19 protein-coding genes, 2 rRNA genes and 1 other annotated feature (1 of these 22 only partly in view) are annotated in these 24,962 nt (G+C 37.5%); of the genes, 3 read left to right on the forward strand and 18 right to left on the reverse strand.

Features of this window, described 5'->3' with window-relative positions; translation table 11 throughout:
• Both IGJ27_RS12715 and IGJ27_RS12720 read right to left on the reverse strand, forming a co-directional pair.
• Positions 1–397: ribosomal RNA gene (locus tag IGJ27_RS12715) — 23S ribosomal RNA — on the reverse strand; it reaches 2,517 nt to the left of the window's first position.
• 232 nt (positions 398–629) lie between these two features.
• A 16S ribosomal RNA gene (locus IGJ27_RS12720) occupies positions 630–2,189 on the reverse strand.
• The 16S and 23S rRNA genes sit together here, the layout of an rRNA operon.
• Before the next feature lie 742 nt (positions 2,190–2,931).
• On the opposite strand from IGJ27_RS12720, the gene IGJ27_RS12725 reads away from it, so the two are divergent.
• The 3 genes from IGJ27_RS12725 to serS all read left to right on the forward strand — a co-directional run bounded on the left by IGJ27_RS12725 (position 2,932) and on the right by serS (position 6,395).
• The gene (locus IGJ27_RS12725; protein ID WP_010736768.1) at positions 2,932–3,621 is read left to right on the forward strand and encodes a response regulator transcription factor; all 690 of its coding nucleotides are present in this window, start codon (positions 2,932–2,934) and stop codon (positions 3,619–3,621) included.
• The gene (locus IGJ27_RS12730; protein ID WP_025480278.1) at positions 3,608–4,816 is read left to right on the forward strand and encodes a sensor histidine kinase; all 1,209 of its coding nucleotides are present in this window, start codon (positions 3,608–3,610) and stop codon (positions 4,814–4,816) included. Before IGJ27_RS12725 ends, IGJ27_RS12730 begins: the two co-directional genes overlap by 14 nt.
• Before the next feature lie 44 nt (positions 4,817–4,860).
• Positions 4,861–5,073: a binding site (T-box leader), on the forward strand.
• Positions 5,074–5,123: 50 nt separating this feature from the next.
• Positions 5,124–6,395, forward strand: coding sequence for a serine--tRNA ligase (gene serS / locus IGJ27_RS12735; RefSeq protein WP_010736769.1), 1,272 nt, complete (start codon positions 5,124–5,126; stop codon positions 6,393–6,395).
• Between the two features lie 228 nt (positions 6,396–6,623).
• Here the strand turns inward: serS and fabF are convergent, their stop codons facing one another.
• The 16 genes from fabF to rpmH form a co-directional block, all read right to left on the reverse strand.
• Positions 6,624–7,853 carry a beta-ketoacyl-ACP synthase II gene (gene fabF, locus IGJ27_RS12740; protein ID WP_178306286.1) on the reverse strand — a complete coding sequence of 410 codons (1,230 nt, stop codon included), beginning with the start codon at positions 7,851–7,853 and terminating at the stop codon, positions 6,624–6,626.
• A 416-nt stretch (positions 7,854–8,269) separates the two neighbouring features.
• Positions 8,270–9,754 carry an IMP dehydrogenase gene (gene guaB / locus IGJ27_RS12745; RefSeq protein ID WP_010720519.1) on the reverse strand — a complete coding sequence of 495 codons (1,485 nt, stop codon included), beginning with the start codon at positions 9,752–9,754 and terminating at the stop codon, positions 8,270–8,272.
• 320 nt (positions 9,755–10,074) lie between these two features.
• Positions 10,075–10,770: a DUF1129 domain-containing protein gene (locus tag IGJ27_RS12750; protein ID WP_010720518.1), complete on the reverse strand. Its 696-nt coding sequence runs from the start codon at positions 10,768–10,770 to the stop codon at positions 10,075–10,077.
• 86 nt (positions 10,771–10,856) lie between these two features.
• A complete protein-coding gene (ychF, locus tag IGJ27_RS12755; RefSeq protein ID WP_010720517.1) occupies positions 10,857–11,957 on the reverse strand; it encodes a redox-regulated ATPase YchF in 1,101 nt (366 codons plus the stop codon).
• A gap of 8 nt (positions 11,958–11,965) precedes the next feature.
• Positions 11,966–12,157: a DUF951 domain-containing protein gene (locus tag IGJ27_RS12760; RefSeq protein WP_010720516.1), complete on the reverse strand. Its 192-nt coding sequence runs from the start codon at positions 12,155–12,157 to the stop codon at positions 11,966–11,968.
• A gap of 119 nt (positions 12,158–12,276) precedes the next feature.
• On the reverse strand, positions 12,277–13,167 hold the full coding sequence (locus IGJ27_RS12765) for a ParB/RepB/Spo0J family partition protein (RefSeq protein WP_010720515.1): 891 nt from the start codon (positions 13,165–13,167) through the stop codon (positions 12,277–12,279).
• Positions 13,154–13,921, reverse strand: a complete 768-nt coding sequence (locus tag IGJ27_RS12770; RefSeq protein WP_010736770.1) for a ParA family protein — start codon at positions 13,919–13,921, stop codon at positions 13,154–13,156. The genes IGJ27_RS12765 and IGJ27_RS12770 overlap by 14 nt, the downstream gene beginning before the upstream one ends.
• 11 nt (positions 13,922–13,932) lie before the next feature.
• Positions 13,933–14,646 carry a 16S rRNA (guanine(527)-N(7))-methyltransferase RsmG gene (rsmG, locus tag IGJ27_RS12775; RefSeq protein ID WP_010720513.1) on the reverse strand — a complete coding sequence of 238 codons (714 nt, stop codon included), beginning with the start codon at positions 14,644–14,646 and terminating at the stop codon, positions 13,933–13,935.
• A 342-nt stretch (positions 14,647–14,988) separates the two neighbouring features.
• Positions 14,989–16,020, reverse strand: coding sequence for an FUSC family protein (locus IGJ27_RS12780; RefSeq protein WP_034697652.1), 1,032 nt, complete (start codon positions 16,018–16,020; stop codon positions 14,989–14,991).
• Positions 16,021–16,592: 572 nt separating this feature from the next.
• Positions 16,593–18,491 (reverse strand): tRNA uridine-5-carboxymethylaminomethyl(34) synthesis enzyme MnmG, encoded by a 1,899-nt coding sequence (gene mnmG, locus IGJ27_RS12785; RefSeq protein WP_010720510.1) that lies wholly within the window; start codon positions 18,489–18,491, stop codon positions 16,593–16,595.
• A gap of 15 nt (positions 18,492–18,506) precedes the next feature.
• Positions 18,507–19,904: a tRNA uridine-5-carboxymethylaminomethyl(34) synthesis GTPase MnmE gene (gene mnmE, locus IGJ27_RS12790; protein ID WP_178306285.1), complete on the reverse strand. Its 1,398-nt coding sequence runs from the start codon at positions 19,902–19,904 to the stop codon at positions 18,507–18,509.
• A 605-nt stretch (positions 19,905–20,509) separates the two neighbouring features.
• Complete coding sequence (locus IGJ27_RS12795) at positions 20,510–21,988, reverse strand: hypothetical protein (protein WP_178306284.1); 1,479 nt, start codon at positions 21,986–21,988, stop codon at positions 20,510–20,512.
• 233 nt (positions 21,989–22,221) lie between these two features.
• Entirely contained in the window at positions 22,222–22,989 is a 768-nt protein-coding gene (gene jag / locus IGJ27_RS12800; RefSeq protein ID WP_063627680.1) for an RNA-binding cell elongation regulator Jag/EloR, read from the reverse strand.
• Between the two features lie 14 nt (positions 22,990–23,003).
• Positions 23,004–23,825, reverse strand: a complete 822-nt coding sequence (locus IGJ27_RS12805; protein ID WP_010720506.1) for a YidC/Oxa1 family membrane protein insertase — start codon at positions 23,823–23,825, stop codon at positions 23,004–23,006.
• Positions 23,822–24,178: a ribonuclease P protein component gene (gene rnpA / locus IGJ27_RS12810; protein ID WP_438791709.1), complete on the reverse strand. Its 357-nt coding sequence runs from the start codon at positions 24,176–24,178 to the stop codon at positions 23,822–23,824. Before rnpA ends, IGJ27_RS12805 begins: the two co-directional genes overlap by 4 nt.
• A 117-nt stretch (positions 24,179–24,295) precedes the next feature.
• On the reverse strand, positions 24,296–24,430 hold the full coding sequence (gene rpmH, locus IGJ27_RS12815) for a 50S ribosomal protein L34 (protein WP_002293121.1): 135 nt from the start codon (positions 24,428–24,430) through the stop codon (positions 24,296–24,298).
• Between the last annotated feature and the right edge of the window lie 532 nt (positions 24,431–24,962).

Raw genomic sequence — 24,962 nt, forward strand, 5'->3', positions numbered from 1 at the left:
AGGTGCCTTCCAAATTTCATCTACGGGGTTTTTACCCTCTTTGACTGACTTTTCCAAGTCATTCGACTATCTGAAAGAACTACCATATTGGAGTCCTACAACCCCAATGAGCAAGCTCATTGGTTTGGGCTTTTCCCGTTTCGCTCGCCGCTACTCAGGGAATCGAATTTTCTTTCTCTTCCTGCAGGTACTTAGATGTTTCAGTTCTCTGCGTCTACCTCGAATGCGCTATGTATTCACGCAAACGTAACATCCTATAAAAGATGCTGGGTTCCCCCATTCGGAAATCTCTGGATCATAGCTTACGTACAGCTCCCCAAAGCATATCGGTGTTAGTCCCGTCCTTCATCGGCTCCTAGTGCCAAGGCATCCACCGTGCGCCCTTATTCACTTAACCTTATCAACCTTGCGGTTGGGTTTTGATCTTTCTTCTAGCGATAGAAGTCCGATCAAGAAAATAAGCGATTGAACTTATTAAAAAACTCATTCAACGCGGTGTTCTCGGTTTGTATTACTAATTTACTTCAAATATCCAGTTTTCAATGAACAAAAATATCTCTTTGAGAGTAAACCTCTCAAAACTGAACAAAGTGAAAAACAAACAGTGTAGTCTCCGTAATATTCCTTAGAAAGGAGGTGATCCAGCCGCACCTTCCGATACGGCTACCTTGTTACGACTTCACCCCAATCATCTATCCCACCTTAGGCGGCTGGCTCCAAAAGGTTACCTCACCGACTTCGGGTGTTACAAACTCTCGTGGTGTGACGGGCGGTGTGTACAAGGCCCGGGAACGTATTCACCGCGGCGTGCTGATCCGCGATTACTAGCGATTCCGGCTTCATGTAGGCGAGTTGCAGCCTACAATCCGAACTGAGAGAAGCTTTAAGAGATTAGCTTAGCCTCGCGACTTTGCGACTCGTTGTACTTCCCATTGTAGCACGTGTGTAGCCCAGGTCATAAGGGGCATGATGATTTGACGTCATCCCCACCTTCCTCCGGTTTGTCACCGGCAGTCTTGCTAGAGTGCCCAACTAAATGATGGCAACTAACAATAAGGGTTGCGCTCGTTGCGGGACTTAACCCAACATCTCACGACACGAGCTGACGACAACCATGCACCACCTGTCACTTTGCCCCCGAAGGGGAAGCTCTATCTCTAGAGTGGTCAAAGGATGTCAAGACCTGGTAAGGTTCTTCGCGTTGCTTCGAATTAAACCACATGCTCCACCGCTTGTGCGGGCCCCCGTCAATTCCTTTGAGTTTCAACCTTGCGGTCGTACTCCCCAGGCGGAGTGCTTAATGCGTTAGCTGCAGCACTGAAGGGCGGAAACCCTCCAACACTTAGCACTCATCGTTTACGGCGTGGACTACCAGGGTATCTAATCCTGTTTGCTCCCCACGCTTTCGAGCCTCAGCGTCAGTTACAGACCAGAGAGCCGCCTTCGCCACTGGTGTTCCTCCATATATCTACGCATTTCACCGCTACACATGGAATTCCACTCTCCTCTTCTGCACTCAAGTCTCCCAGTTTCCAATGACCCTCCCCGGTTGAGCCGGGGGCTTTCACATCAGACTTAAGAAACCGCCTGCGCTCGCTTTACGCCCAATAAATCCGGACAACGCTTGCCACCTACGTATTACCGCGGCTGCTGGCACGTAGTTAGCCGTGGCTTTCTGGTTAGATACCGTCAAGGGATGAACAGTTACTCTCATCCTTGTTCTTCTCTAACAACAGAGTTTTACGATCCGAAAACCTTCTTCACTCACGCGGCGTTGCTCGGTCAGACTTTCGTCCATTGCCGAAGATTCCCTACTGCTGCCTCCCGTAGGAGTTTGGGCCGTGTCTCAGTCCCAATGTGGCCGATCACCCTCTCAGGTCGGCTATGCATCGTCGCCTTGGTGAGCCGTTACCTCACCAACTAGCTAATGCACCGCGGGTCCATCCATCAGCGACACCCGAAAGCGCCTTTCAAATCAAAACCATGCGGTTTCGATTGTTATACGGTATTAGCACCTGTTTCCAAGTGTTATCCCCTTCTGATGGGCAGGTTACCCACGTGTTACTCACCCGTTCGCCACTCCTCTTTTTCCGATGGAGCAAGCTCCGGTGGAAAAAGAAGCGTTCGACTTGCATGTATTAGGCACGCCGCCAGCGTTCGTCCTGAGCCAGGATCAAACTCTCATAAAAAGTTCGAACAATCTTACGATCGTTAAGCTCAATTGTTTGCTAGCATATTGCTTGCTTGTTAAAAATGTTTGTTGTCTTGAATCAATCAAGACGCCCTACACATTTGGTTTGTCTTTGCTTTGTTCAGTTTTCAAAGGTCTACTTGATTAAATGCTAATCAGTTGAGATTGCCGTAGCAACTTTTATATCATATCAGAGTGACGTTTATTTGTCAACTCTTTTTTCAAAAGTTTTTTAACTTCGTTTTTCAGAAGTGTTTCAGCAACTCATTTATCATAACTCGTCGTTTGTTATTTGTCAACAACTTTTTTGAAGTTTTTTTCGATAGAATCAAGCTTCGTAAGCTGTCGTTTTTTTACGACTCAGTTATCTTATCATGGTGTGATCCCTCTGTCAACAGTTTATTTTAACTATTTTCACTAGCGATCTTTGCTCTTTCGAACAAATAATAATATACCAACAGCAAAAATAAAAGTCAATAAGAAAAAAGCTGTTTTATCAACATTTTTAGCGTAATCGATCGTTCTAATCCTATAAGTGAAAAACGTTCGCTTTTAACCAGTTTTTCATTAATGATAGCCTTCTCAGCACTGTGATTGTTCAGTTTTCTATTAATGAGCCACTTCACTTAGCTCTTACCTTCTAAAATTTTCCTTAACAAAGTGTTGCTTTTATCTATTTAGACATTTTTTTGCTAGAATGAATAGTAAATAGTATCATTCTAACTCTGGAGGAACAATCTATGAAAATATTAATTGCTGATGATGATAAAGAAATTGTTGAATTACTAAGTATTTATGTTCACAATGAAGGATACGAAGCTGTTAAGGCTTATGATGGGAAAGAAGCATTATCAAAGATTCGAACGATACCTGATATTGAGTTATTGATTTTGGATATTATGATGCCTGAAATGGATGGCATGCAGGTCGTTAAAGAATTACGAAAGGAATCGCAAATACCTATTATCATGTTGACAGCAAAAACAACCGATATGGATAAAATTAAAGGGCTTGTTGCTGGTGCTGATGATTATGTTACAAAACCATTTAATCCTTTAGAAGTTATGGCACGCGTAAAATCTTTGCTTCGTCGAACAAAAATGCAAATCACACCGGATCAACCGGATATATTAGAAGTAAACTCTTTGATTATTAACAAAGATTCCCATGAAGTAAAAACAATTGATGGGAAAGAGATTCAGCTCACAGCATTAGAATTTGGGATTCTATACTTATTAGCAAGTCATCCTAATCGTGTGTTCAGTGCAGATGAAATCTTTGAGCGTGTATGGAAACAAGAAAGTATTGTTTCCGCAAAAACTGTTATGGTCCATGTTAGTCATTTGAGAGATAAGATCGAAGAAGCAACTGGTGGAGAAAAAGTCATTCAAACCGTTTGGGGAGTGGGCTATAAAATTGATGCAAGATAAAAAAAGAGGAACAGAAAAACGGCGACGAATCAATCTAACTTCTAAGGAAATCAGTGAGTTATTAGCAGAAGGTATTATCACCGTGATTCTCCTTCTACTATTAAATGTTGCGATTTTGGTTGTCCTTACTTCAATAATTAGTAGTTCCCCTTCATTGACTAATGCGATTTGGGATTCAAAAAATATTTTTGCTCAACGATTGAATAGTGATTTATTTTGGAACGGCCGAAATTTTCTGATTCCCCTTTTCTTTCTTTTAGATATCGGCGTATTATACTGGCGGTTGATCCGTCGCTACCGACAAATGCAACTACGTCATATTATTAGCGAGCTTCACTATATCGCTAATGGTAATTATGACCATCGAATCCCTTTTGAATTAACAGGTGATCTTAGTCGTGTAGTAACAAGCATTAATGGTTTAGTCGATAGTACAGTAGCTGCGATCGAAGATGAACGGAAAATTGAAAAATCAAAAGATGAATTGATTACTAATGTGAGTCACGATATCCGTACCCCTTTAACCTCTATTATTGGTTACTTAGGATTAATCGAAGATGGCCAGTATCAAACAAAAGAGGATCTTTTGAAGTATACCCATACAGCTTATATCAAAGCAAAACAAATGAAATTACTAGTGGATGATCTTTTTGAGTATACTAAAGTCAGACAACCAGCTGTTCCGGTCAATTTTTCGGCTTTTGATCTGATCCAGCTAATTGAACAACTAGCTGCTGATTTTGAATTAGAAGCCTCAAAAAAGCATATCCAAATCCTTGTATCATCACAGGTTCCATCATTAACTATGGATGGAGACACCGAAAAACTAGTTCGTGTCTTTAATAATTTACTGACGAATGCTTTAAAATACGGCAAAGGCGCTACAAAAATTGTCATTGAAGTCGAAAAAGTTGGCTCAGAAGTCGTTGCGACAGTTAAAAACAATGGAGCTATGATTCCTCGAGAATCAATTGATAATCTTTTTGACCGCTTTTACCGAGTAGAAGAGTCTCGTTCACAAGAAACCGGTGGGACAGGTTTAGGTTTAGCCATTGCTCAAAGTATCGTTGCTTTACATGGTGGTTATATTTATGCTAAATCTGATAAACACTGGACTTCATTCATCATGCATCTTCCAATAAAAAGAAATGAAAAATTACCAATCAAAAGTCAGGAACATATTGACGAAAATTAAAATATCCGATATTCTTATTACAATCATTTCTATATATCATATCTATATAGCACAGAACCCAGTACATTTTATTTTTTTCAAGAGAGCTGATGGATGGTGTAAATCAGCAAAAAATAAGTTGGAAGTTCCAGTTCTTTGATGTGTACCTTTCGAAATAAGAAAGGTCGGTAAAACAGCCGTTATCTGTTAACAAGAGCAGCATATTTATATGTTGAACTCGGGTGGTACCGCGAATGTTAGACCGATTCGTCCCAAGATAATTGAGGATGGATTGGTCTTTTTTTATTATATTTAAGGAGGAATTGCAATGTTAGATGTAAAAATGATGCGTCAAAATTTTGATTATGTCCAAGAAAAATTAATGACTCGTGGGGTCAAAAAAGAAACCTTAGCTGAATTTATGGAATTAGATGAAAGTCGTCGAAAATTACTTGTTAAAACGGAAGAATTAAAAAAATATCGTAATGATGTTTCAGCAGAAATTGCGCAATTAAAGCGGAACAAAGAAGATGCAACAGCTAAAATCAATGAAATGAAAGAAGTTGGGGGCAACATTAAAGCCCTTGATGAAGAAGTAGCGCAAGTAGATGAAAAGTTACATCAAATTGCGACTACCTTACCAAATTTACCAGATGATTCTGTACCTGTTGGAAAAGACGAAGAGGACAACGTGGAAGTTCGTCGTTGGAATACGCCTCGTAATTTTTCATTTGAACCGAAACCACATTGGGAAATCGCTGAAAACTTAGGTATCTTAGACTTTGAAAGAGGGGCAAAAGTTTCTGGAAGTCGTTTTGTTTACTATAAAGGATTAGGTGCTCGCTTAGAACGTGCCGTTTATAACTTTATGCTAGATCAACACATCTATGAACATGACTATACAGAAATGATTACTCCTTATATCGTAAATAGTCGGGCTATGTTCGGAACTGGGCAATTTCCTAAGTTTAAAGAAGATGTTTTCCAATTAGAAGATACAGATTTGACATTGATCCCAACAGCGGAAGTTCCATTAACAAACTATTACAACGATGAGATCTTAGATGGACAAGATTTACCGATTTATTTCACTGCTCTTAGTCCCGCATTTCGTTCGGAAGCAGGGAGTGCCGGCCGTGATACTCGAGGATTGATTCGTTTACACCAATTTAATAAAGTAGAAATGGTCAAATTCTCTGATGCAGAACATTCTTATGATGAGCTAGAAAAAATGACAGCCGATGCTGAAGATATTCTACAAAAATTACATTTACCTTACCGTGTAGTAGCATTATCTACTGGAGATATGGGCTTCTCTGCTGCCAAAACATATGACTTAGAAGTATGGATCCCTGCACAAGAAACATATCGTGAAATCAGCTCATGTTCAAACTGTGAAGATTTCCAAGCACGACGCGCAATGATCCGTTACCGTGATGCAGACGGAAAAATCCACTATGCTCATACACTGAATGGTTCAGGACTTGCAGTCGGCCGAACTGTCGCAGCGATCCTTGAAAACTACCAAAATGAAGATGGATCAGTGACTGTTCCAGAAGTATTAGTTCCTTACATGGGAAATTTAAAAGTGATAAAGTAGACACCTTGTCTTATTTATATAAAGAGGTCATGAAATAAGCGGTCAGCTCCTCGCTTATTGTTGAGGAGTTGCTTCTTGAACGCCGTTTATTCGTTTTTAGAGATACTAGAAGAGCCTGAGACAAGTTTTGTCCCAGGCTCACTAATCTTAATATGTTTATTTTCTTTTTAAAAAGGACTATTGCCCCACTCTCTTCTTGTTCAGAAGTTCTGTAATTTACCGGCTTTTTTATAATTTTCTTATAATTATAGAAGTATTATGCCCACCAAAGCCAAAACCATTTGAAAGAATAATATTTGCTTGATGATGAATTTTATTATTGGGAATATAATTCAAATCACAATCTTCATCGGGTTCTGTCAGGTTAATAGTTGGTGGTAAAATATTATACTCCATCGCTTTCAAGCTAATCACTGCTTCAATGCCTCCTGCTGCACCTAATAGATGTCCTGTTGAGGACTTTGTAGAGCTAATCAATAATTGTTCAGCATGCTTTCCAAAAACCTTTTTGATTGCTCGACTTTCACTAATATCTCCAACTTTAGTACCTGTTGCATGCGCATTTATATAATCAATTTCATTCGCACTAATTTTCCCCATTTCAAGTGCTTTTTGGATGGCACGACTGGCTCCTTCTGAATGAGGTGTAGTCATATGATAAGCATCTGAAGTCATCCCGTATCCGATAATTTCACCTAAAATTTTCGCTCCGCGTGATCTTGCATGTTCGAATTCTTCTAAAAAAACGATCCCAGCTCCTTCTGACATGACAAAGCCATCCCTATTTTTGTCAAAAGGTTTCGAAGCTAAATTCGGTTGCTCATTCCTCGTAGATAAAGCTTGCATTTGGTTGTACCCAGCAAAAGCAATAGGTACAATCGAAGCTTCTGCTCCACCTGCAAGTATTGCTTCACTTAGCCCATATTTAATTCTAAGAAATGCTTCTCCTATCGCTTGATTTCCCGAAGCACAAGCTGAAATAGGACACAAAGTCACATCTTTAAATCCAGTCTTAATTGATACGAAACCTCCCGCTATATTGCCTATTGACTTAGGAACTACTAAAGGAGAAACACGATTACTTCCTTTCTTTTCCATAATGTTTTGATTTTCAATTAAAGAGTGAATACCACCTATTCCTGTACCAATCATAACGCCACATTTTTCCAAATCAAAATCCTTATGATCAAAACCCGCTTCAGATAGCGCTTGCATAGAACTAATTACTGAAAAATGAGTGAAACGATCTGTTCTCTTGATCTCTTTTTGATTAAGATACTGGTCAATCGCATAATCAGAAATAACTCCACCAATCCTTGTTTCTAAATTACTAAATTCCTCTGCTTCTATTTTTTTTATCCCAGAAATACCATTACTCACATTTGTCCATAACTCTTCTGCATTTTTTCCAGAAGAAGAGATAGTTCCCCTTCCAGTTATAACTACTCTTTTTATCATCTTATAAACTCCTTACTATCATAAAATAACAAAATATAAATATAACTCAGATATATTCTAACATATTAAAAAATCTTAACTATATAGTAATTTAACTAAAAAAAACAAAAATTTGTTATTAAAACATAATTTTTTTAATAAATTTATCGTAAAAAATGCTTATTAGCTCCTTAACCGCTCAACTTCACAGTGGTTTAAATTTATACAACAGCGGCTTAGTGGTCACTCTTATTTGGATATTGAGCAAAAACAACATAGTCAGACGAAAAAAAGTCATCAATCTTAAAATTTAGAAAAACAAATTTTAAGATTGACGACTTTTTTACTTTAAAAACAATGCTCTAAGTATTCTACTTATTTCGAATATTCACTTGACTCCTAAAGCAGAATATGTTGAGTCTTTTTCCCTTAATTGATTAAGATTCTACTGAATAGTTAGGTGCTTCTTTTGTGATTTGGACATCATGTGGATGGGATTCTTTCAACCCATTGCCACTCATTTGGATGAATTGTGCTTCGTCACGCAATTGTTTCAAGTTGCCTGCCCCAACATAACCCATACCAGATTTTAATCCACCGATCATTTGGAAGATAATATCCGCAACGCTTCCTTTGTAGGCCACACGTCCTTCGATTCCTTCTGGTACTAATTTATTCGCTTCATTGACGCTACCTTGGAAATAACGATCTTTTGAACCTTTTTCCATTGCGCCCAATGAACCCATACCACGATAAGTTTTAAAACGTCGGCCTTGGAAAATCTCAAATTCACCTGGAGATTCATCTGTACCGGCCAACATACTACCTAACATGACGGCATGTCCTCCAGCAGCTAATGCTTTGACGATATCACCTGAATATTTGATTCCGCCATCAGCAATAATTGCTTTGCCATATTGTCGTGCGACAGAAGCAGCATCATAAATTGCTGTTAATTGTGGTACACCTACACCGGCAACCACACGTGTTGTACAAATTGATCCTGGTCCGATACCGACTTTTACGACATCCACACCCGCATCATATAATGCTTTTGTTGCTTCCGCTGTCGCTACGTTACCGGCAATCAAAGTAGCATCTTTAAAGGTAGAACGAATTTCTTGGATTTTACGAATCACTCCAGCACTATGACCATGTGCTGTATCAATAACGATCGCATCTGCTCCTGCTTCCAACAAGGCACCTGCACGCTCAAATGTATCACTTGTAACACCGACAGCAGCAGCTACAAGTAGACGTCCATGTTCATCTTTGGCAGCATTCGGAAATTCAATTACTTTTTCAATATCTTTGATTGTGATCAATCCACTTAAACAACCATCATTGTCAACGATTGGTAATTTTTCAATTTTATGTTTTTGCAATATTTTTTCTGCGTCTTTTAGAGAAGTACCGACTGGGGCTGTTACTAAGTTTTCTTTGGTCATCACATCATTGATTTCCATATGATAATCAGTTACAAAGCGCATGTCACGGTTCGTAATAATACCAACAAGTTTTCTGTTTTCTAAAGTCTCAACGATCGGTACACCGCTAATTCGATATTTGCTCATCAATTCTTCTGCATCTGCTACAAGATGTTGCGGTGTTAAGAAAAATGGATCAATGATCACACCACTTTCAGAACGTTTGACTTTGCGCACTTCGTCTGCTTGTTGACTAATTGTCATATTTTTATGAATAACACCTAATCCACCTTGTCTAGCCATCGCAATAGCCATCTTACTATCAGTTACAGTGTCCATACTTGCACTGATGATCGGGATATTCAACTTAATATTTTTTGCTAATTGTACACTCATATCCACTTCGTTTGGTAACACGTGACTTTCTGCTGGTATCAGTAAGACATCATCGAAAGTAAACCCTTTTTTCGTGAACTTTGTTTCCCAGTTGGACATTTTTAGTACCACTCCTCTAGTTTTTAGTTTATCTATTAAAATAATCGATTTTTTCTATTAAGTCAACCGTCTTCCCATAATCCACACTGTTTCTAAGAATATCCTTATTATAAGCGCTTCCATCACAAGTCATATATGGTTAATAACGAGAAACTCTTTTAAGAGGAGCTACTGATTAAATTTACCAAGTTTCTCAAATTTTTGTTCTATCTGTTTTAACCATTTCTCCATAAAAAATAAGAGACCACTATTCAAAACAAACAACTGTTTCAAATAATGATCCCTCATCATTGATATACATCGAATCGTACTTTAACGAATTATCTTCTAGGTACAGATAAACTTCCAACGATTCCATATTTTTTCTTCATGTAATAACGCAAAGCTAGTGCAGCAGCCCCAATAATGATGATAACTACTGGATCTAACAACGGATTCAGTACTGGAGGAAGAAGTGTGGTAGCGGAAAAGGCAACCACCCAGACCAATGTAGTTCCAGTTAAGATCAACAATGTTTTACCCATACCTGGCTTTTTACTACGATCTGCTCCCGGATACTCATATTGATAAATGTATTTATACATCAGGTAAAATACCCAACCACCAACAGCTGATCCAAAGACCAAAGTTGTGATTCCATAAGCTGGCGTTGTTCCACGTGAAAACAATCCGGTAATAGCAATCATGATACTCAACAAACCTAATAACAGGAATGTATTGTCTAGCCACATCAATAGTGGTTTAGAATTTACCTTTGCTTCAACTGGTTTGTTGATAATTGCTTCAGTTCTTTCAGAGACAGTTCCAAATAATTGTCTGGCTGTTTTTCCACCTTTTTGTTCAGACACTAAGGTTGGAAGGATGTCATGAAGTGCTTTTACCTTTTCCTCTTCGGATAGATTAGCTGCTTCTAAAGATTTTTTTAAGTCAAAAATATATTGTTGGTTTCTTTTAGTTAATTTTTCTTCTAATTGATTGTTTTCTTTTACAATTTCACGTAATTGTTCTGATTCCATGATCTAAATAGTCCTCCTTAGCCGCTACTTTAACGGTTGTCACAAAAGACATTCTAACATACTATACGTATCGTTTGATAGCCCTTTTATACATTAAAACGGAATAACATAACGTCGCCATCTTGGACTACATAGTCTTTACCTTCTAGACGAACACGGCCAGCTTCTTTGGCAGCATGCATATTTCCATAATGATCTAGATCTTCAAAAGAAACAGTTTCCGCACGGATAAATCCACGCTCAAAGTCTGAATGGATAATCCCAGCTGCTTGAGGTGCTTTGATGCCTTTTTTAAATGTCCAAGCCCGAACTTCTTGTTCTCCTGCTGTAAAGTACGTAGCTAATCCTAGCAAATCATAAGCTGCACGAATTAATTGATCTAATCCAGACTCTTCAATTCCTAAAGCTTCTAAGAATTCTGCTTTATCTTCTTCGTCTAGTTCAGCAATTTCTTCCTCTGCACGTGCGCTGACTACGATAACTTCTGCATTTTCTTCGGCAGCGAAATTACGTACAGCTTGAACGTAGTGATTCGTATCGCTATCTGCTACTTCATCTTCTGCAACGTTTGCTACATATAAGATTGGTTTGGTAGTCAATAAAAACAATGATTTAACGATTTTTTGTTCTTCGTCCGTAAATTCGATAGAGCGAGCTGAACGTCCTTCTTCCAGGACTGGCTTGATTTTATCTAAAACAGCTAATTCAGCAACTGCATCTTTGTCTTTCGTTTTTGCGATTTTTGCTACTCGAGTATAGCGTTTAGTGATCGATTCCAGATCTGCCAATACTAATTCTAGATTGATCGTATCAATATCCGCTAATGGGTCAACTCGTCCTTCAACATGTGTGATGTTGTCATCATCGAAACAACGGACCACATGACAAATCGCATCAACTTGGCGGATATGACTTAGAAATTGATTTCCCAAGCCTTCCCCTTTACTTGCACCTTTAACGATTCCTGCAATATCCGTAAATTCAAATGTTGTTGGCACGGTTTTTTTAGGATGAACAAGTTCAGTTAAGCGTTGTAAACGCCAATCGGGAACTTCTACCATTCCTACATTCGGATCAATGGTTGCAAAAGGATAGTTCGCTGCTTCTGCTCCAGCTTTGGTGATTGCGTTAAATAAAGTTGATTTACCGACATTGGGTAATCCAACAATTCCAGCAGTTAATGCCATAGATTTATTCACTCTTTCTCTGCATTTTTTTCAAGTACTTTTTTTAATTTTTTCTCAAATTCTCGACGAGTCATCATAACGATGTGCCCGCAATTGACGCATTTGATTTTGATGTCCGCTCCCATGCGGATGATTTCCCAACGGTTGGTCTGACAAGCATGAGGTTTTTTCATTTCAACAATATCATGTAAGTCGTACATAAAAGTCCCCTCCTTTAGTCATTTCTCTTAAGAACGGTTCCCACGTCTTTTTGATATTCATATAGTGATCGTAAAAATTAAGGTTGATTGGTCTGAATTGAACGCTTCTTTCCTATTACTTATTCTTCATCGAATTGAATATTAAGGATATCAAGGATTCTTGTCAAATCATTTTGCGAAAGGTACTCAATTTCAATCTTTCCTTTACCGTCTTTTTCTTGGATAGCAACACTTGTACCAAACTTATCCATCAAGCGGTCTTCACTTTCACGTATATAATAAGGCTTTTCTTTTGCTAGTCGAGGGATTTTCTTTTTTTCTTTCCCATCGTTTTGATTTAATTGCGAAACAATTTGTTCCAACTGACGAACCGTTAGATTTTCCATAACTGCTCGATTCGCTAATTTTAGAATCAAACTTTTGTTTTTTAGACCTAATAAGGTACGAGCTTGTCCCATCGATAATCGTTGATCTTGGACCATTTCCTTCACTAAATCAGGTAACGTTAACAGACGGAGATAGTTTGCGATATATGGACGACTTTTACCTAAGCGTTTCGCCACTTCTGCTTGCGTAAGTTTAAGATTTTTCATCAGCATATCATAGGCTTCAGCTTCTTCTAATGGATTCAAGTCTTCACGTTGCAAGTTTTCCAAAACAGCGACTTGCATCATTGCTTCTTCATCAAAGTCACGAACAATTGCAGGGATGGTCGCTTTTTCTGCTAACTTAGAAGCTCGGAAACGACGTTCACCAGCAATGATTTCATATCCTTTTACTGCCGAACGACGGACGATAATCGGTTGAAACACGCCTGATTGCTCAATGGAGTTTGCCAATTCTTGAAGCGAGACTTCTTCAAATGTTTTACGTGGTTGATAAGGGTTAGGGCGTAATTCGTTTAGTGGTAATTGCACAACTGTTTCATCTTCAACATCCACAGTTTCTAAATTCTCTAAATCTTGAAATAACGCATCGATCCCTCGTCCTAATCCTTTACTTTTCTTCACGGTTAACCACTTCCTTTGCCAATGCTTGGTAAACTTCAGCTCCTCTAGAACGTGGATCATAATCAATGATCGGCATTCCATGACTTGGTGCTTCTGAAAGACGAATATTTCTTGGAATAATCGTTTCATAGACCTTCTCACGGAAATACTTTCGGACTTCTTCCACGACTTCATTTCCTAAGTTCGTACGTGCATCATACATTGTAAGTAAGACGCCTTCAATCTCCAATTCTGGATTGAAATGCTTTTGAACTAAACGAACTGTATTGAGTAATTGACTCAATCCTTCCAATGCATAATATTCACATTGCACTGGGATCAGAATAGAATCGCTAGCTGTAAATGAATTAATAGTCAAATGACCTAATGAAGGTGGGCAATCAATCAGAATATAATCATATTGATCGTTCACTTCGGCTAAAGAACCTTTCAAGCGAGACTCTCTGGCCATCATTGAAGTTAATTCGATTTCTGCTCCTGCTAATTGAAGAGTGGCAGGCACAATACTCAAATTTTCATGTTCGGTAACAAGAGTTGCTTCGGCAATCGGTAGCTCATTGACTAAGACATCATAAATATCTTGAGTAACATCTGGTTTTCGAATACCGACACCACTTGTGGCATTGCCTTGTGCATCCATATCCACTAACAAGACTCTTTTACCAAGACTAGCTAAGCAAGCACCTAAGTTAACAGTGGTCGTCGTTTTACCTACGCCACCTTTTTGGTTTGCAACAGATATTATTTGTGCCATCTCTTCTCCTCCTACTTGATTGGTTGCTTATTTGGCATACCAGGTTTTCTTGGGTATTTTTTCGGGGTGACTTTCTTCTTTTGGATTACCAAAATATGTCGCTTGTCAGATATTTTCGGTAATTCTATCGCATCTTCTTTGATAAACTTTCCCCCTAAGATTGCGATCGCATGCTTGGCTTCTATTAGTTCTTCTTCGCTTTTTGCAGCTTTCAGCGCATAAAAGTATCCTTCTTGTTTCACTAGAGGCAAACATAGTTCTGCTAAAACATTCAATCTTGCTACAGCGCGAGCAGTCACTAAGTCAAATGAAGCTCGGAATTGAGGATTTTGACCAAATGTCTCGGCACGATCGTGATGAAGTGCCGCTGTGATACCAAGTTCTTTTGTTAATTCCGTTAAGAAATTGATTCGTTTATTCAGTGAATCAACGATCGTGATCTGTAAGTTAGGAAACGCAATTTTCAGTGGGATACTCGGAAAACCTGCGCCTGAACCTACGTCGCAAAGTGAAAGAGGCTGAGAAAAGTCCACCTCAAAAGCTAACGTTAATGAATCATAGAAATGCTTCAAATAAACGTCATTTTTTTCCGTGATGGCTGTTAAATTCATTTTTTCGTTCCACTCAACTAACCACTGATAGTAACGTTCAAATTGACTCATTTGTTGATCAGATAAATGGATGTCTTTATCTGCCAATGCTTGACGAAATTCTTCTGGTGTCATAATTAATCCTTTCATTGTGAAACAGCAATTGTTTCACGAAATCTCTTTTTTACTTTAACGCAAAATGAATCGAGTTGCAATCTTTCTACCGTTAAATTTATAGGAGGTTTTAAAAAATTAAAAAGGAAGCACTAGGAAGTACACATCCTTCTATATGTAAGTAATTAAAAAAAAATAAATGCCTTAACTAGGTTATCTCTAATTTTTAACGCTAGTTGATTTTTTATTCAAATTTAAACAAAAAATGAACACATATCAAATGTATGGGTTAAAAAAATCAGCTCGTCTTTGATCCTCACTTCAAAAACGAACTGGCTTTTTTTTTGTATATACTTTTATTTATTATTTTGTCTCTAATTTTCTTCGCACAACATTGAGATAGTGCTGTAACCCAACGGTCATGACCCATGCAGCACCTAAACCAATAAAACTTCCGATAACGATTCCCAAAAAGCGATATTCGATCAAGGATATCAAGTATGCCCCACGAATTAGTGTCGATAACATCAGTGCCATCGGATTAAGAAAAATGTTGGCAACCGCATAATTTCTAGCAACCAAAAATTGTGAGATACCGTAAAGAAAAGTGATCAGAAAAATCGTTTGTAACTGAGTAAATGGTACAAAGGATAAAACAGCCGACACACATAAGCCCCCCATGGAACCAATCAAATATTGTACTTGCCGATGTTTCATTGCATCCAAATTCTCAGCTAAAAGAATAGAAGCACAAGAAAGAGTTAACCAGTAAGGATTGTGCAACTGCAATCCGTGACTAATATAGACGGAAAGAAATAAAGCAACACTGTAGAAAACAGAATCAATGATCACTAACGGTTCTTCTTGGAATCTCTCTTTTAAAGAGATTTGTTCAATGACTTGTTCTGGACGTGAATCAAGTAACTTGGTGATAACTGCAGCGATCAATGAAAACATGACCCCCATGAAAAAATAAAGAGAAACCATTGGCAAATGATCAATCGGTAACTGCATACTTGTTCCCATCGCCGAAAGCATCGCAAAAAATAAGCCACCTGGTTTTGAAATATGGAACAACCGCAAAATAAACCGGCTGGCAAAAGCCACTACAGCTACAGCAAAAGGTTCCAACCATAAAACATAGGTTGATAACATTCCTAATACAAAAGCAAATAAAAGTCCACAACCAATGAAAAACATGCGCTTAATTAAATGTTTCATGGGTATATTTTGATAATAGAAAAAAGTAAAGATCCCTAATGAAGAAAAACTTGAAATCAAGAAATTCTGGTTTATGTATCCTAACCATAGTACGATAAAAATCAATAGCATAAGGTTCATGATACGAAATGGGTTATCTTGAATCTTATTAAAACGAAAATAAGTTTTGAACAACCAATCGCTCCTTTCTTCTATCTTTATTTAGATGTTGAGGCTCCAATGTTTCGCTCTCGTTTCTATCAACATCATTTAGTATAACAACAATTTCTTTATTTTTCATAAAAAATTAAGTGGGGGTTGAAACAAAAGTGTTTAACATCGAGAAATAAGAAAGAATTTCCAGAAATTGACAGAAAACACAAACACTAGTTTTTGCTGTTGATTGTTACCTACTTGATGCTTCTCAAATTTTTGGCTCAATCTATAAATAGGAGGGACTCGAGAATTACGAGGTAATTTCCCATCAATTCTAGCTCAACCTATCCAATTGAATTGTGTCCTGAAAAAAGTAAATTTACGCCATCAAAAAATGGACAAAAAGCAAAATACCTCCTGTCCATTGATGGTGCTAAGATTTCTCTTTACTGGTATCGTTGCTAAAAAGACGAAAAAAAAACTATCTTCTAGAGATTCCAACAGGAGTATCTAGCTCTGAGAAATAAGCCGGAGAATCCAAAAATAGTTCCTCCTATTTTTGGAAATCTTCGGCTAATTTTCCAATGTAGCTACTTCTGGAAAACCGTAAATCAGAGGTTTTCCACTTTCGCAATCTTCCCTTGTTCGATGTAGACCATCAAAATACTTAGATCAGCGGGGTTTACACCACTGATACGGCTAGCTTGAGCAATGGTTTCTGGTTGGATTTTTTGTAGTTTTTGTTTTGCTTCTGTAGCCAACCCATTGATTGCTGCGTAGTCGATATTTTCTGGTATTTTTTTGGCTTCCATTCGTTTTAATTTTTCTACTTTTTCAAGTGCTTTTTTAATGTATCCTTCGTACTTGATCTGAATTTCAACTTGTTCAATTTCTTTCGCTGTCAATGCTTCATTTTCCGGAATAAACAACATTAAATCGCTGTAGCTAATTTCAGGTCGCTTCAAAAAGTCACTCGCTAAAACCCCGTCTTTTAATGGCGCAGCATTGATAGTTGCCAAAAATGCTTGGACTTCTTCTGTCGGTTTGATCCGGACAGTCATCAAACGTTTAATTTCTGCTTCAACAGCAGCTTTCTTTTTCAGATAAGCTTGGTATTGGTCTTCTTTGACTAAACCTACTTGGTGTCCCATCTCCGTCAAACGTAGATCTGCATTGTCATGACGCAATAATAAACGATATTCAGCACGTGAAGTGAGCAAGCGATAAGGTTCATTGGTTCCTTTAGTCACTAGGTCATCAATCATAACACCAATATAACCGTCACTGCGTTTGATGATCAAAGGCTCTTTTCCTTGGACTTTGAGCGCTGCATTGATTCCAGCAATCAGCCCTTGGCCCGCTGCTTCTTCATAACCACTAGTCCCATTCGTTTGACCTGCAGTATAAAGGTTTTCGATGACTTTCGTTTCGAGCGTTGGACGTAATTGATGGGGTTCAACAACGTCATATTCGATCGCATATCCCGTACGCATCATTTCAACTTTTTCCAGTCCTGCGATAGAGTGTAGCATATCCACTTGGACATCTTCTGGTAATGAAGTCGATAATCCTTGAACGTATACTTCTTCCGTATGCAAGCCTTCTGGTTCTAAAAACAATTGATGTCTTGGTTTATCTGCAAAACGTACGATCTTATCTTCAATCGATGGACAATAGCGAGCGCCCACACCTTCAACGATTCCAGTAAACATCGGTGCACGATGCAAGTTATCACGTATGATTTTATGAGTCGTTTCACCGGTATAAGTCAACCAGCAAGATTCTTGTTCTAAGTTGTACGCACTATCTGGCGTGCTAAAACTAAAATGATTTGGTTCTTTATCGCCAGGTTGCTCTTCAGTCACTGAATAATCAATCGTACTTGATTTAACCCGAGGAGGTGTTCCTGTTTTGAAACGATCAATCGCAAAACCTAATTCTTTTAGATTATTAGCTAATCCAACAGAAGGCTGTGAATTATTTGGTCCAGATGAATACTTCAATTCTCCAATGATGATCTCGCCTCGTAAAGCTGTACCAGCAGTAATAACAACAGCTTTTGCTTGGTAGCAAGCGCCAGTTGATGTCACCACACCTCGACAAACACCCTCTTCGACGATTAATTCTTCGACGATTCCTTGACGCAACGTCAAATTAGGTTCTTTTTCTATTGTGTGCTTCATTTCTGCGGAATAAGCATGCTTGTCTGCTTGCGCTCTTAAAGCACGCACAGCAGGCCCTTTTCCTGTGTTTAACATTCTCATTTGAATGTACGTTTTATCGATATTTTTACCCATTTCGCCACCAAGAGCATCGATTTCTCTCACTACGACACCTTTTGCTGGTCCTCCGACTGAAGGGTTACATGGCATGAACGCTACCATGTCTAGATTGATAGTTAGTAATAACGTTTTTGAGCCCATTCTGGCTGCAGCCAACGCTGCTTCTGAACCAGCATGTCCTGCCCCTACAACGATGACGTCATAAGTATCTGCTTGATAATGATTCAAGTACATTTCCTCCTTTTATTTTCCTAAACAGAATTGACTGAATAATTGAGTGATTAATTCATCTTGTACACTGTCTCCAACGACTTCCCCTAAGTAGTCCCAACAGCGTGTCATATCGATTTGAACAAGATCTACAGGCATACCTGCTTCAATCCCAGCAACTACTTCTGCTAATGAAATTGATGCTTTTTCAAGTAGAGCAATATGTCTGGTATTTGATACATACGTAGCATCTCTTTCACCGGTTTGCCCACCAAAGAATAAGTCAGCGATAGCTGTTTCTAATTGATTTAAACCATCATTTTTAGCCACAGAAACGGCAAACACTGGTTCATCTTCTAACCATTGATCAAGTTCTTCTTTTTCTAACTTTTGCGGCAAATCTGTTTTATTTAAAAGTACAATCCGTTTCAAACCCTTAGTAGCTTCTAAAAGCTGCTCGTCTTCTCTGGTCAGTGGCTCACTTTGATTCAAGACCAGTAAAATCAAATCCGATTCAGATAATGCTTTTCGACTTCTTTCTACTCCGATCTGTTCAACGAGATCTTCTGTTTCACGGATTCCTGCTGTATCAATTAATTTCAATGGTACACCACGAACGTTCACGTATTCTTCGATGACATCTCGTGTCGTTCCCGCAATATCTGTTACAATTGCTTTTTCTTCTCGCAATAAGTGATTCAACAAGCTTGATTTTCCGACATTTGGACGACCGATGATAGCTGTACTTAATCCTTCACGCAAGACTTTTCCTTGTTTCGATGTAGCAAGTAAAGCTTGGATCCTTTGTTGGATCATCGTCGCTTTTTCAAGCAATAATCGTGTAGTCAATTCTTCCACATCATCGTATTCAGGATAATCGATATTGACTTCTACTTGTGCTAATGTTTCTAAGATCTCTTGTCTTAATGAACGAATCAACGAAGAAAGATTGCCATCTAATTGATTTAAAGCTAAGCCCATTGCTTTGTCCGTTTTCGCCCGAATTAAATCCATCACGGCTTCTGCTTGAGAAAGATCTACACGACCATTTAAGAAAGCTCTTTTTGTAAATTCTCCAGGTTCAGCTAGTCTTGCTCCTTCTCGTAATAGCAGTTGTAAAATTTGATTTACGACTACGATCCCACCATGACAATTGATTTCAACGACATCTTCACGAGTAAATGTTTTAGGTGCTAACATAACAGAAACCATCACTTCATCAATGATCTGTTCATTCTTCGGATCAGTAATATGCCCATAATGAATCGTATGACTAGGTACTTCCAATAAGCTTTTCTTGCCACAACGATAGACTTTATCTGCTAAAGCTACCGCTTGGTCTCCACTAAGTCGAACAATACTGATCGCTCCTTCTCCTGGTGGGGTAGAAATTGCAGCAATCGTATCAAATTCTAAAGTAATTTCAGCCATTTTTTCACTCCCTTTTTAATTTTACGCACAAAAAAAGTGCCCACTTCACCCTTTACAATAAATGGTGAACTTCGCACTTTGACTGCTTGTCCATGATTAAATTCTGAACATAGGTTATCATATTTAGTTACAAGACACAAGTATTGAAAATAGAGAACTCTGACAACTTCTTCTTTTTTACAATATCGTAAAAATTTTTTCATTTATACATTCATTCTGATTTGAGGATATTGTACATTCTTTTTATTTCATCCTTTGTATCGTCGCGTTCCTTTTCACGACTATTCAACATAAAAAATAGCCATTCAAAACAAATCGCTATCTCATCTCAGTTCTACAAAAAAACACACGAAGGCTAACCTCCATGTGCTTTTTCTATCAAAGTAAGACTACTTAAGCATCGTATACTCCGATAAGAATGATTTCTAATAAAATATACTTTGTTTAAAAAAGTTTGTCAATGTGATTCCTAAAAAGAACCACGCATATCAACCATTAAATTTTGTTTTTCTCAATATAACTGATCTTCTATGTATGATTGAATGAATTTTCAACTATAGGATAAAACGACATTTATTTTATCCCTATTCATGCAGGATTTACCTCTATCTTTCTAATCCAGAACTTGATATTTCCAATCCAGAGTTTGATCTTTCTGCTTTTTTCTTTTTTGAAAATTTTTTAATTATAGTATTAATTCTTTTCTTAGCTTCAGGACTAGATTTTGATTCATTTTTATTTACAGCAGCAACTTTTCTCAGGTATTCTTCACCCGTTTTTCTATTATGTAACTCGTTTTTAACATCTTCCTGATTTATAAGAAACTGGTTTGTAAGCACGTCTCCAACTTTTTCTCCAGCTTCATTTACAACATCTATTAACAACTCTTTTTTTACTATTTTCATTCTTGGCGTCTCTTGCGCCAATTCTTTTTTATTTTTAAGAAAAAACGCGTAATTCTGATCAAGTAAATCACTATAACTCTGGTTCTTGACCTCATCTTTAGCAACTTTTAGCAGCATTTCATCCATACCCTCAATTTGTTTACATTGATCATACTCTTTGTCTTTAATAATTGCCTTAGTTTTATAACCTAGTGTATATTTGAATGCTAATCCTATATTTTTTACGATACATGCCCCTGTCATTTGTGACCTTGCAACATAATTTTCAAACTTACATTCTGATGCATGATGATGAAGCTCTTTTAACGGAAATTCTGTTGTCTTATGAAAAAACAAATTATATTTATCTTGAAAAAAGCTTCCAAAGCTCACACCTTCTTTTCGGGACAAACTTAAAAAATCTCGCCATGTAGGAGCATATCTTCCTATACGAACAGCTTTTGAAATGGCTTCTATGTTTTCTTTTGATTCTTCAAACTCATATACATAGATTGATTTTAATTGTTTGGTATCCAGATCTACCCACAATTTTTCTACTGCTGCGAAACTCTCTACAAATTCTGCTTTATCCTCCTTACTAACGCCTTTCCAAAGGTCTAATTTCTCTTTATCGGAAAAATCATTCCAGTTTTCCCATTGATAAAACGACGCTATTTTATTTAAATGCTCAAGAGAAATTTTTCCATCAACATTTGGCGCTTCATTAGGTACAAGTTGACCTCCTTTATTACAAACGCGCACTTTAATTTTATCGTCTTCTTTTTGAATAAGCAGGCTGACACTATGAACATCGCCTGCTCTTCGGTTATACATGATTGGTATAACTAAAAAACTATCCGGATCATTATTTACCAAGTCTTTCATGCATGGCTTAAAATATTTGTTATCGTAACTACATCCTATACTACCGTTTAAAGAGTTTATTAAGTTCTTTCGTTCTCTACCATTTTCTGTAAACTGTTCAGGATTTTTTTCAACTACCTTTTTATACAAATACATATACTCTATAAGGTTATCATATTTTACTCCAGCCTCATTATCCAGCATATTGGAAGTCCAATTCCATTTTTGATTAAAGACATGCGACATTTCTGCAATATACTTTTGTTCATTTTTTACATATTTTTCACGAGCTTTTTCGATATCTTTTATCATTTTTTTTCTTTTTTTCTCTTCCATTTTTCCCTTCCTTTTCCCCCAGTCGTATTCACAGTAACATAGATTATTTTGGAGAAAGAAACTTTTTTTTAGAAAACAGAGAAAAAAAGATTTCTTGCAAAACACAACAAAAATAAAGTAGCGAAAAAGTAATCAGTTTACTTTTTCGCTACTTCATTGATTTAAACTTCTCTTATTTATCAAGCATTATTTCATTAACAAGCATTTGTTAATGAAGCAAACTCTTTTAGTGTTTATAATCGTTTTTTTACAGGTTCTACTACTAGATAACGATAAGGTTCGTCTCCTTCAGAATGAGTTTTCACATATTCATTCTTGCTTAATGCCGCATGGATTTGTTTTCTCTCAAATGCCGGCATTGGTTCTAAGAAGACTGGTTGACCGGATTTAATTGCTTTTTCGGCAGTACGATCTGCTAAGCGTTGAATGATTTCTTGTCTTTTTTCACGATAATTACCAACGTTTACTACTACAGATAGTTTATTTTTAGCAACACGGTGAATGAAAACTTGTGCTAAATACTGTAAAGCATTTAATGTTTTGCCGTGTTTGCCAATTAAAATCCCTTGTTTTTGTGTATCTAATTGAAAAACGACGGTATTTGCTTCGCGGGTCATTTTTACTAAAGCTGGCGCATCTAATTGCTTGGTAATATCCGTGAGATAGACTGCTAATTCCGTTAAAGCTGCTTCATCGCCTAATTCACTGGTTTCTACTTCTTCTGGTTGGTCTTCTGTGAAGACTTCAATGGTTTCAGTTTCTTCTATCGTTTTTTCTAAAGGTTCTTCTAAAACTTCTTCTACCGTTTCTTCAATTGCTTCTGAAACAGTTTCACTAATTGAAGGTTCGATCTTAAGACGAGCATTCTTACGCCCGATCCCCAGAAATCCTTTCTTACCTTCATCTAGTATCTCAATTTCAACTTGCTCTTTATCCAATCCTAAATCGTTTAAACCAAGTTGGATTGCTTCATCAATTGTCGCAGCTTCATAAATCGGCATTAGCATTCCCTCCCTTATTTTTTACGTTTTTTCTTCGGACTCATGGCTTTTTTCAACGCACGTTCTTTTTCACGAATACGTTGAGCTTCTTCTTCTCGCTCTTTTCTAATCTTAAATGGATTATTGATTAGTAATGTTTGAACGACTTGGAAAGCATTAGATATTACCCAATATAATGAAAGACCACTTGCTAAGTTGACCCCCATAACTAAGATCATCACAGGCATCACAAAATTCATGATCTTCATTGATGCATTTGATTCAATTTGACTCATGCTACTTAGATACGTACTTGCAAAAGTAAATACCGCAGCAAGGATCGGTAAAATAAAGGTTGGATCTGCTGTTCCTAGATTTAACCATAAAAAGTTTCCTTGTTTTAATTCAGGCACACGTGAAATCGATTGCCATAACGCCATCAAAATCGGCATCTGTACTAACAACGGTAAACAACCAGCATATGGGTTCACATTATTTTCCGCATATAAACGTTGTTGCGCTTCACGTAACTTACTTTGTGTCTCAGGATCTTTTGAACTATATTCTTGTTGTAGTGCTTTTAATTTTGGTTGAAGTTCTTGGGTTTTTCGCATACTCTTGGTTTGAAAATGCATCAACGGCATCAAGATCACACGAATGATCAAAGTGAATAAAATAATCCCAATCCCTGCATTTCCAAATGACAATGCCTTGATCGCTTCTGCAAAATAATAAACGATGTAGCGATCCCAAATTCCTGTGCTTTGTGCACTTACTTCTCCAGTTCCACAACCGGATAAGACAACGACTAGACTGATAATGCCTGCCATCAAAAGTAAACGTTTGTATTTCTTCACTTACTCTTTTCCTCTCTATCGATTATTTTTGCAAGTTTTAAGACATGGACTAGATTGGAACGAATCTCATCGTAAGTTAGTCCCTTGACACTTGGTCTTGCAATCACGATAAAATCCAATTCCGGATTGATCTGTTCTTTTACAGAATAGACCGCCGCACGAATCTTACGTTTTACCTCATTGCGACATACTGCATTGCCCACTTTTTTACCTACTGAAAGCCCGACACGAAAATGTGGCTGGTCTTTTTTTTCTAAGCGGTAAACGACAAATTTACGATTAGCAAATGACGTTCCTGTATGGAATACGTTTTGAAACTCTCGTTCTTTTTTGACTCGATACGCTTTTCTCATTCGTTTTCTTTCCTTTTCTATCTTTCACTTACGTCCATAATCATAACATATTTCTCTTTATTCTTTCAGCTTTTCCCTAAAAAAGGGCATAAAAAAAACCACTGAAACCCCAGTGGCTTAAGCTGAAAGAACTTTTCTTCCTTTACGGCGACGGCTTGCTAAAACACGACGGCCATTTTTAGTACTCATACGTTTACGGAATCCGTGAACTTTTTGACGTTTACGTTTATTTGGTTGGTATGTTCTTTTCATGTATTCCACCTCCAAAATTTCTTATCTACTGTTAAAACACAGACATACTTTGATAGTATAACGACAATCAAGGTAATTTGTCAATATAAAATGAAAGGAAACTTCTGGATTTATGCATTCTATTTTTCCACAGTTTAGTTTTTTTTCGTGTGATTCGTTTGTGGAAAAAGTTATACACAAGATTTATCCACAATTATTTTTTAGGGTTTTTTACACAGAATAAACACCTGTAAAAAAAATAATCCACAAACAGTCATTTATCTGTGAATTGAATGCTTAACTCCTTGATAATCAAAGATTTTTTATCCACAACCCACCTGGGATTTCTGTCTTTAATACACACTTATCCACCTGTTGATTAGTGATGTGGATAAGTATTTTTCCTCGTTGTGATTTTTTTTGTTTTTTTCTCTCTTAATTTTGTGGATAATCTCAAATAAAAAATTTTTTCTGCTCTTTCTGTGGAAAACTATATGAAAAAATGATAAATTAGTACTAGTTATTCACTTTTTAATGAAGGAGGAAGCCTTAT

The organism is Enterococcus sp. DIV1726a (genome assembly GCF_051710985.1).
Lineage (GTDB): Bacteria > Bacillota > Bacilli > Lactobacillales > Enterococcaceae > Enterococcus_B > Enterococcus_B hirae.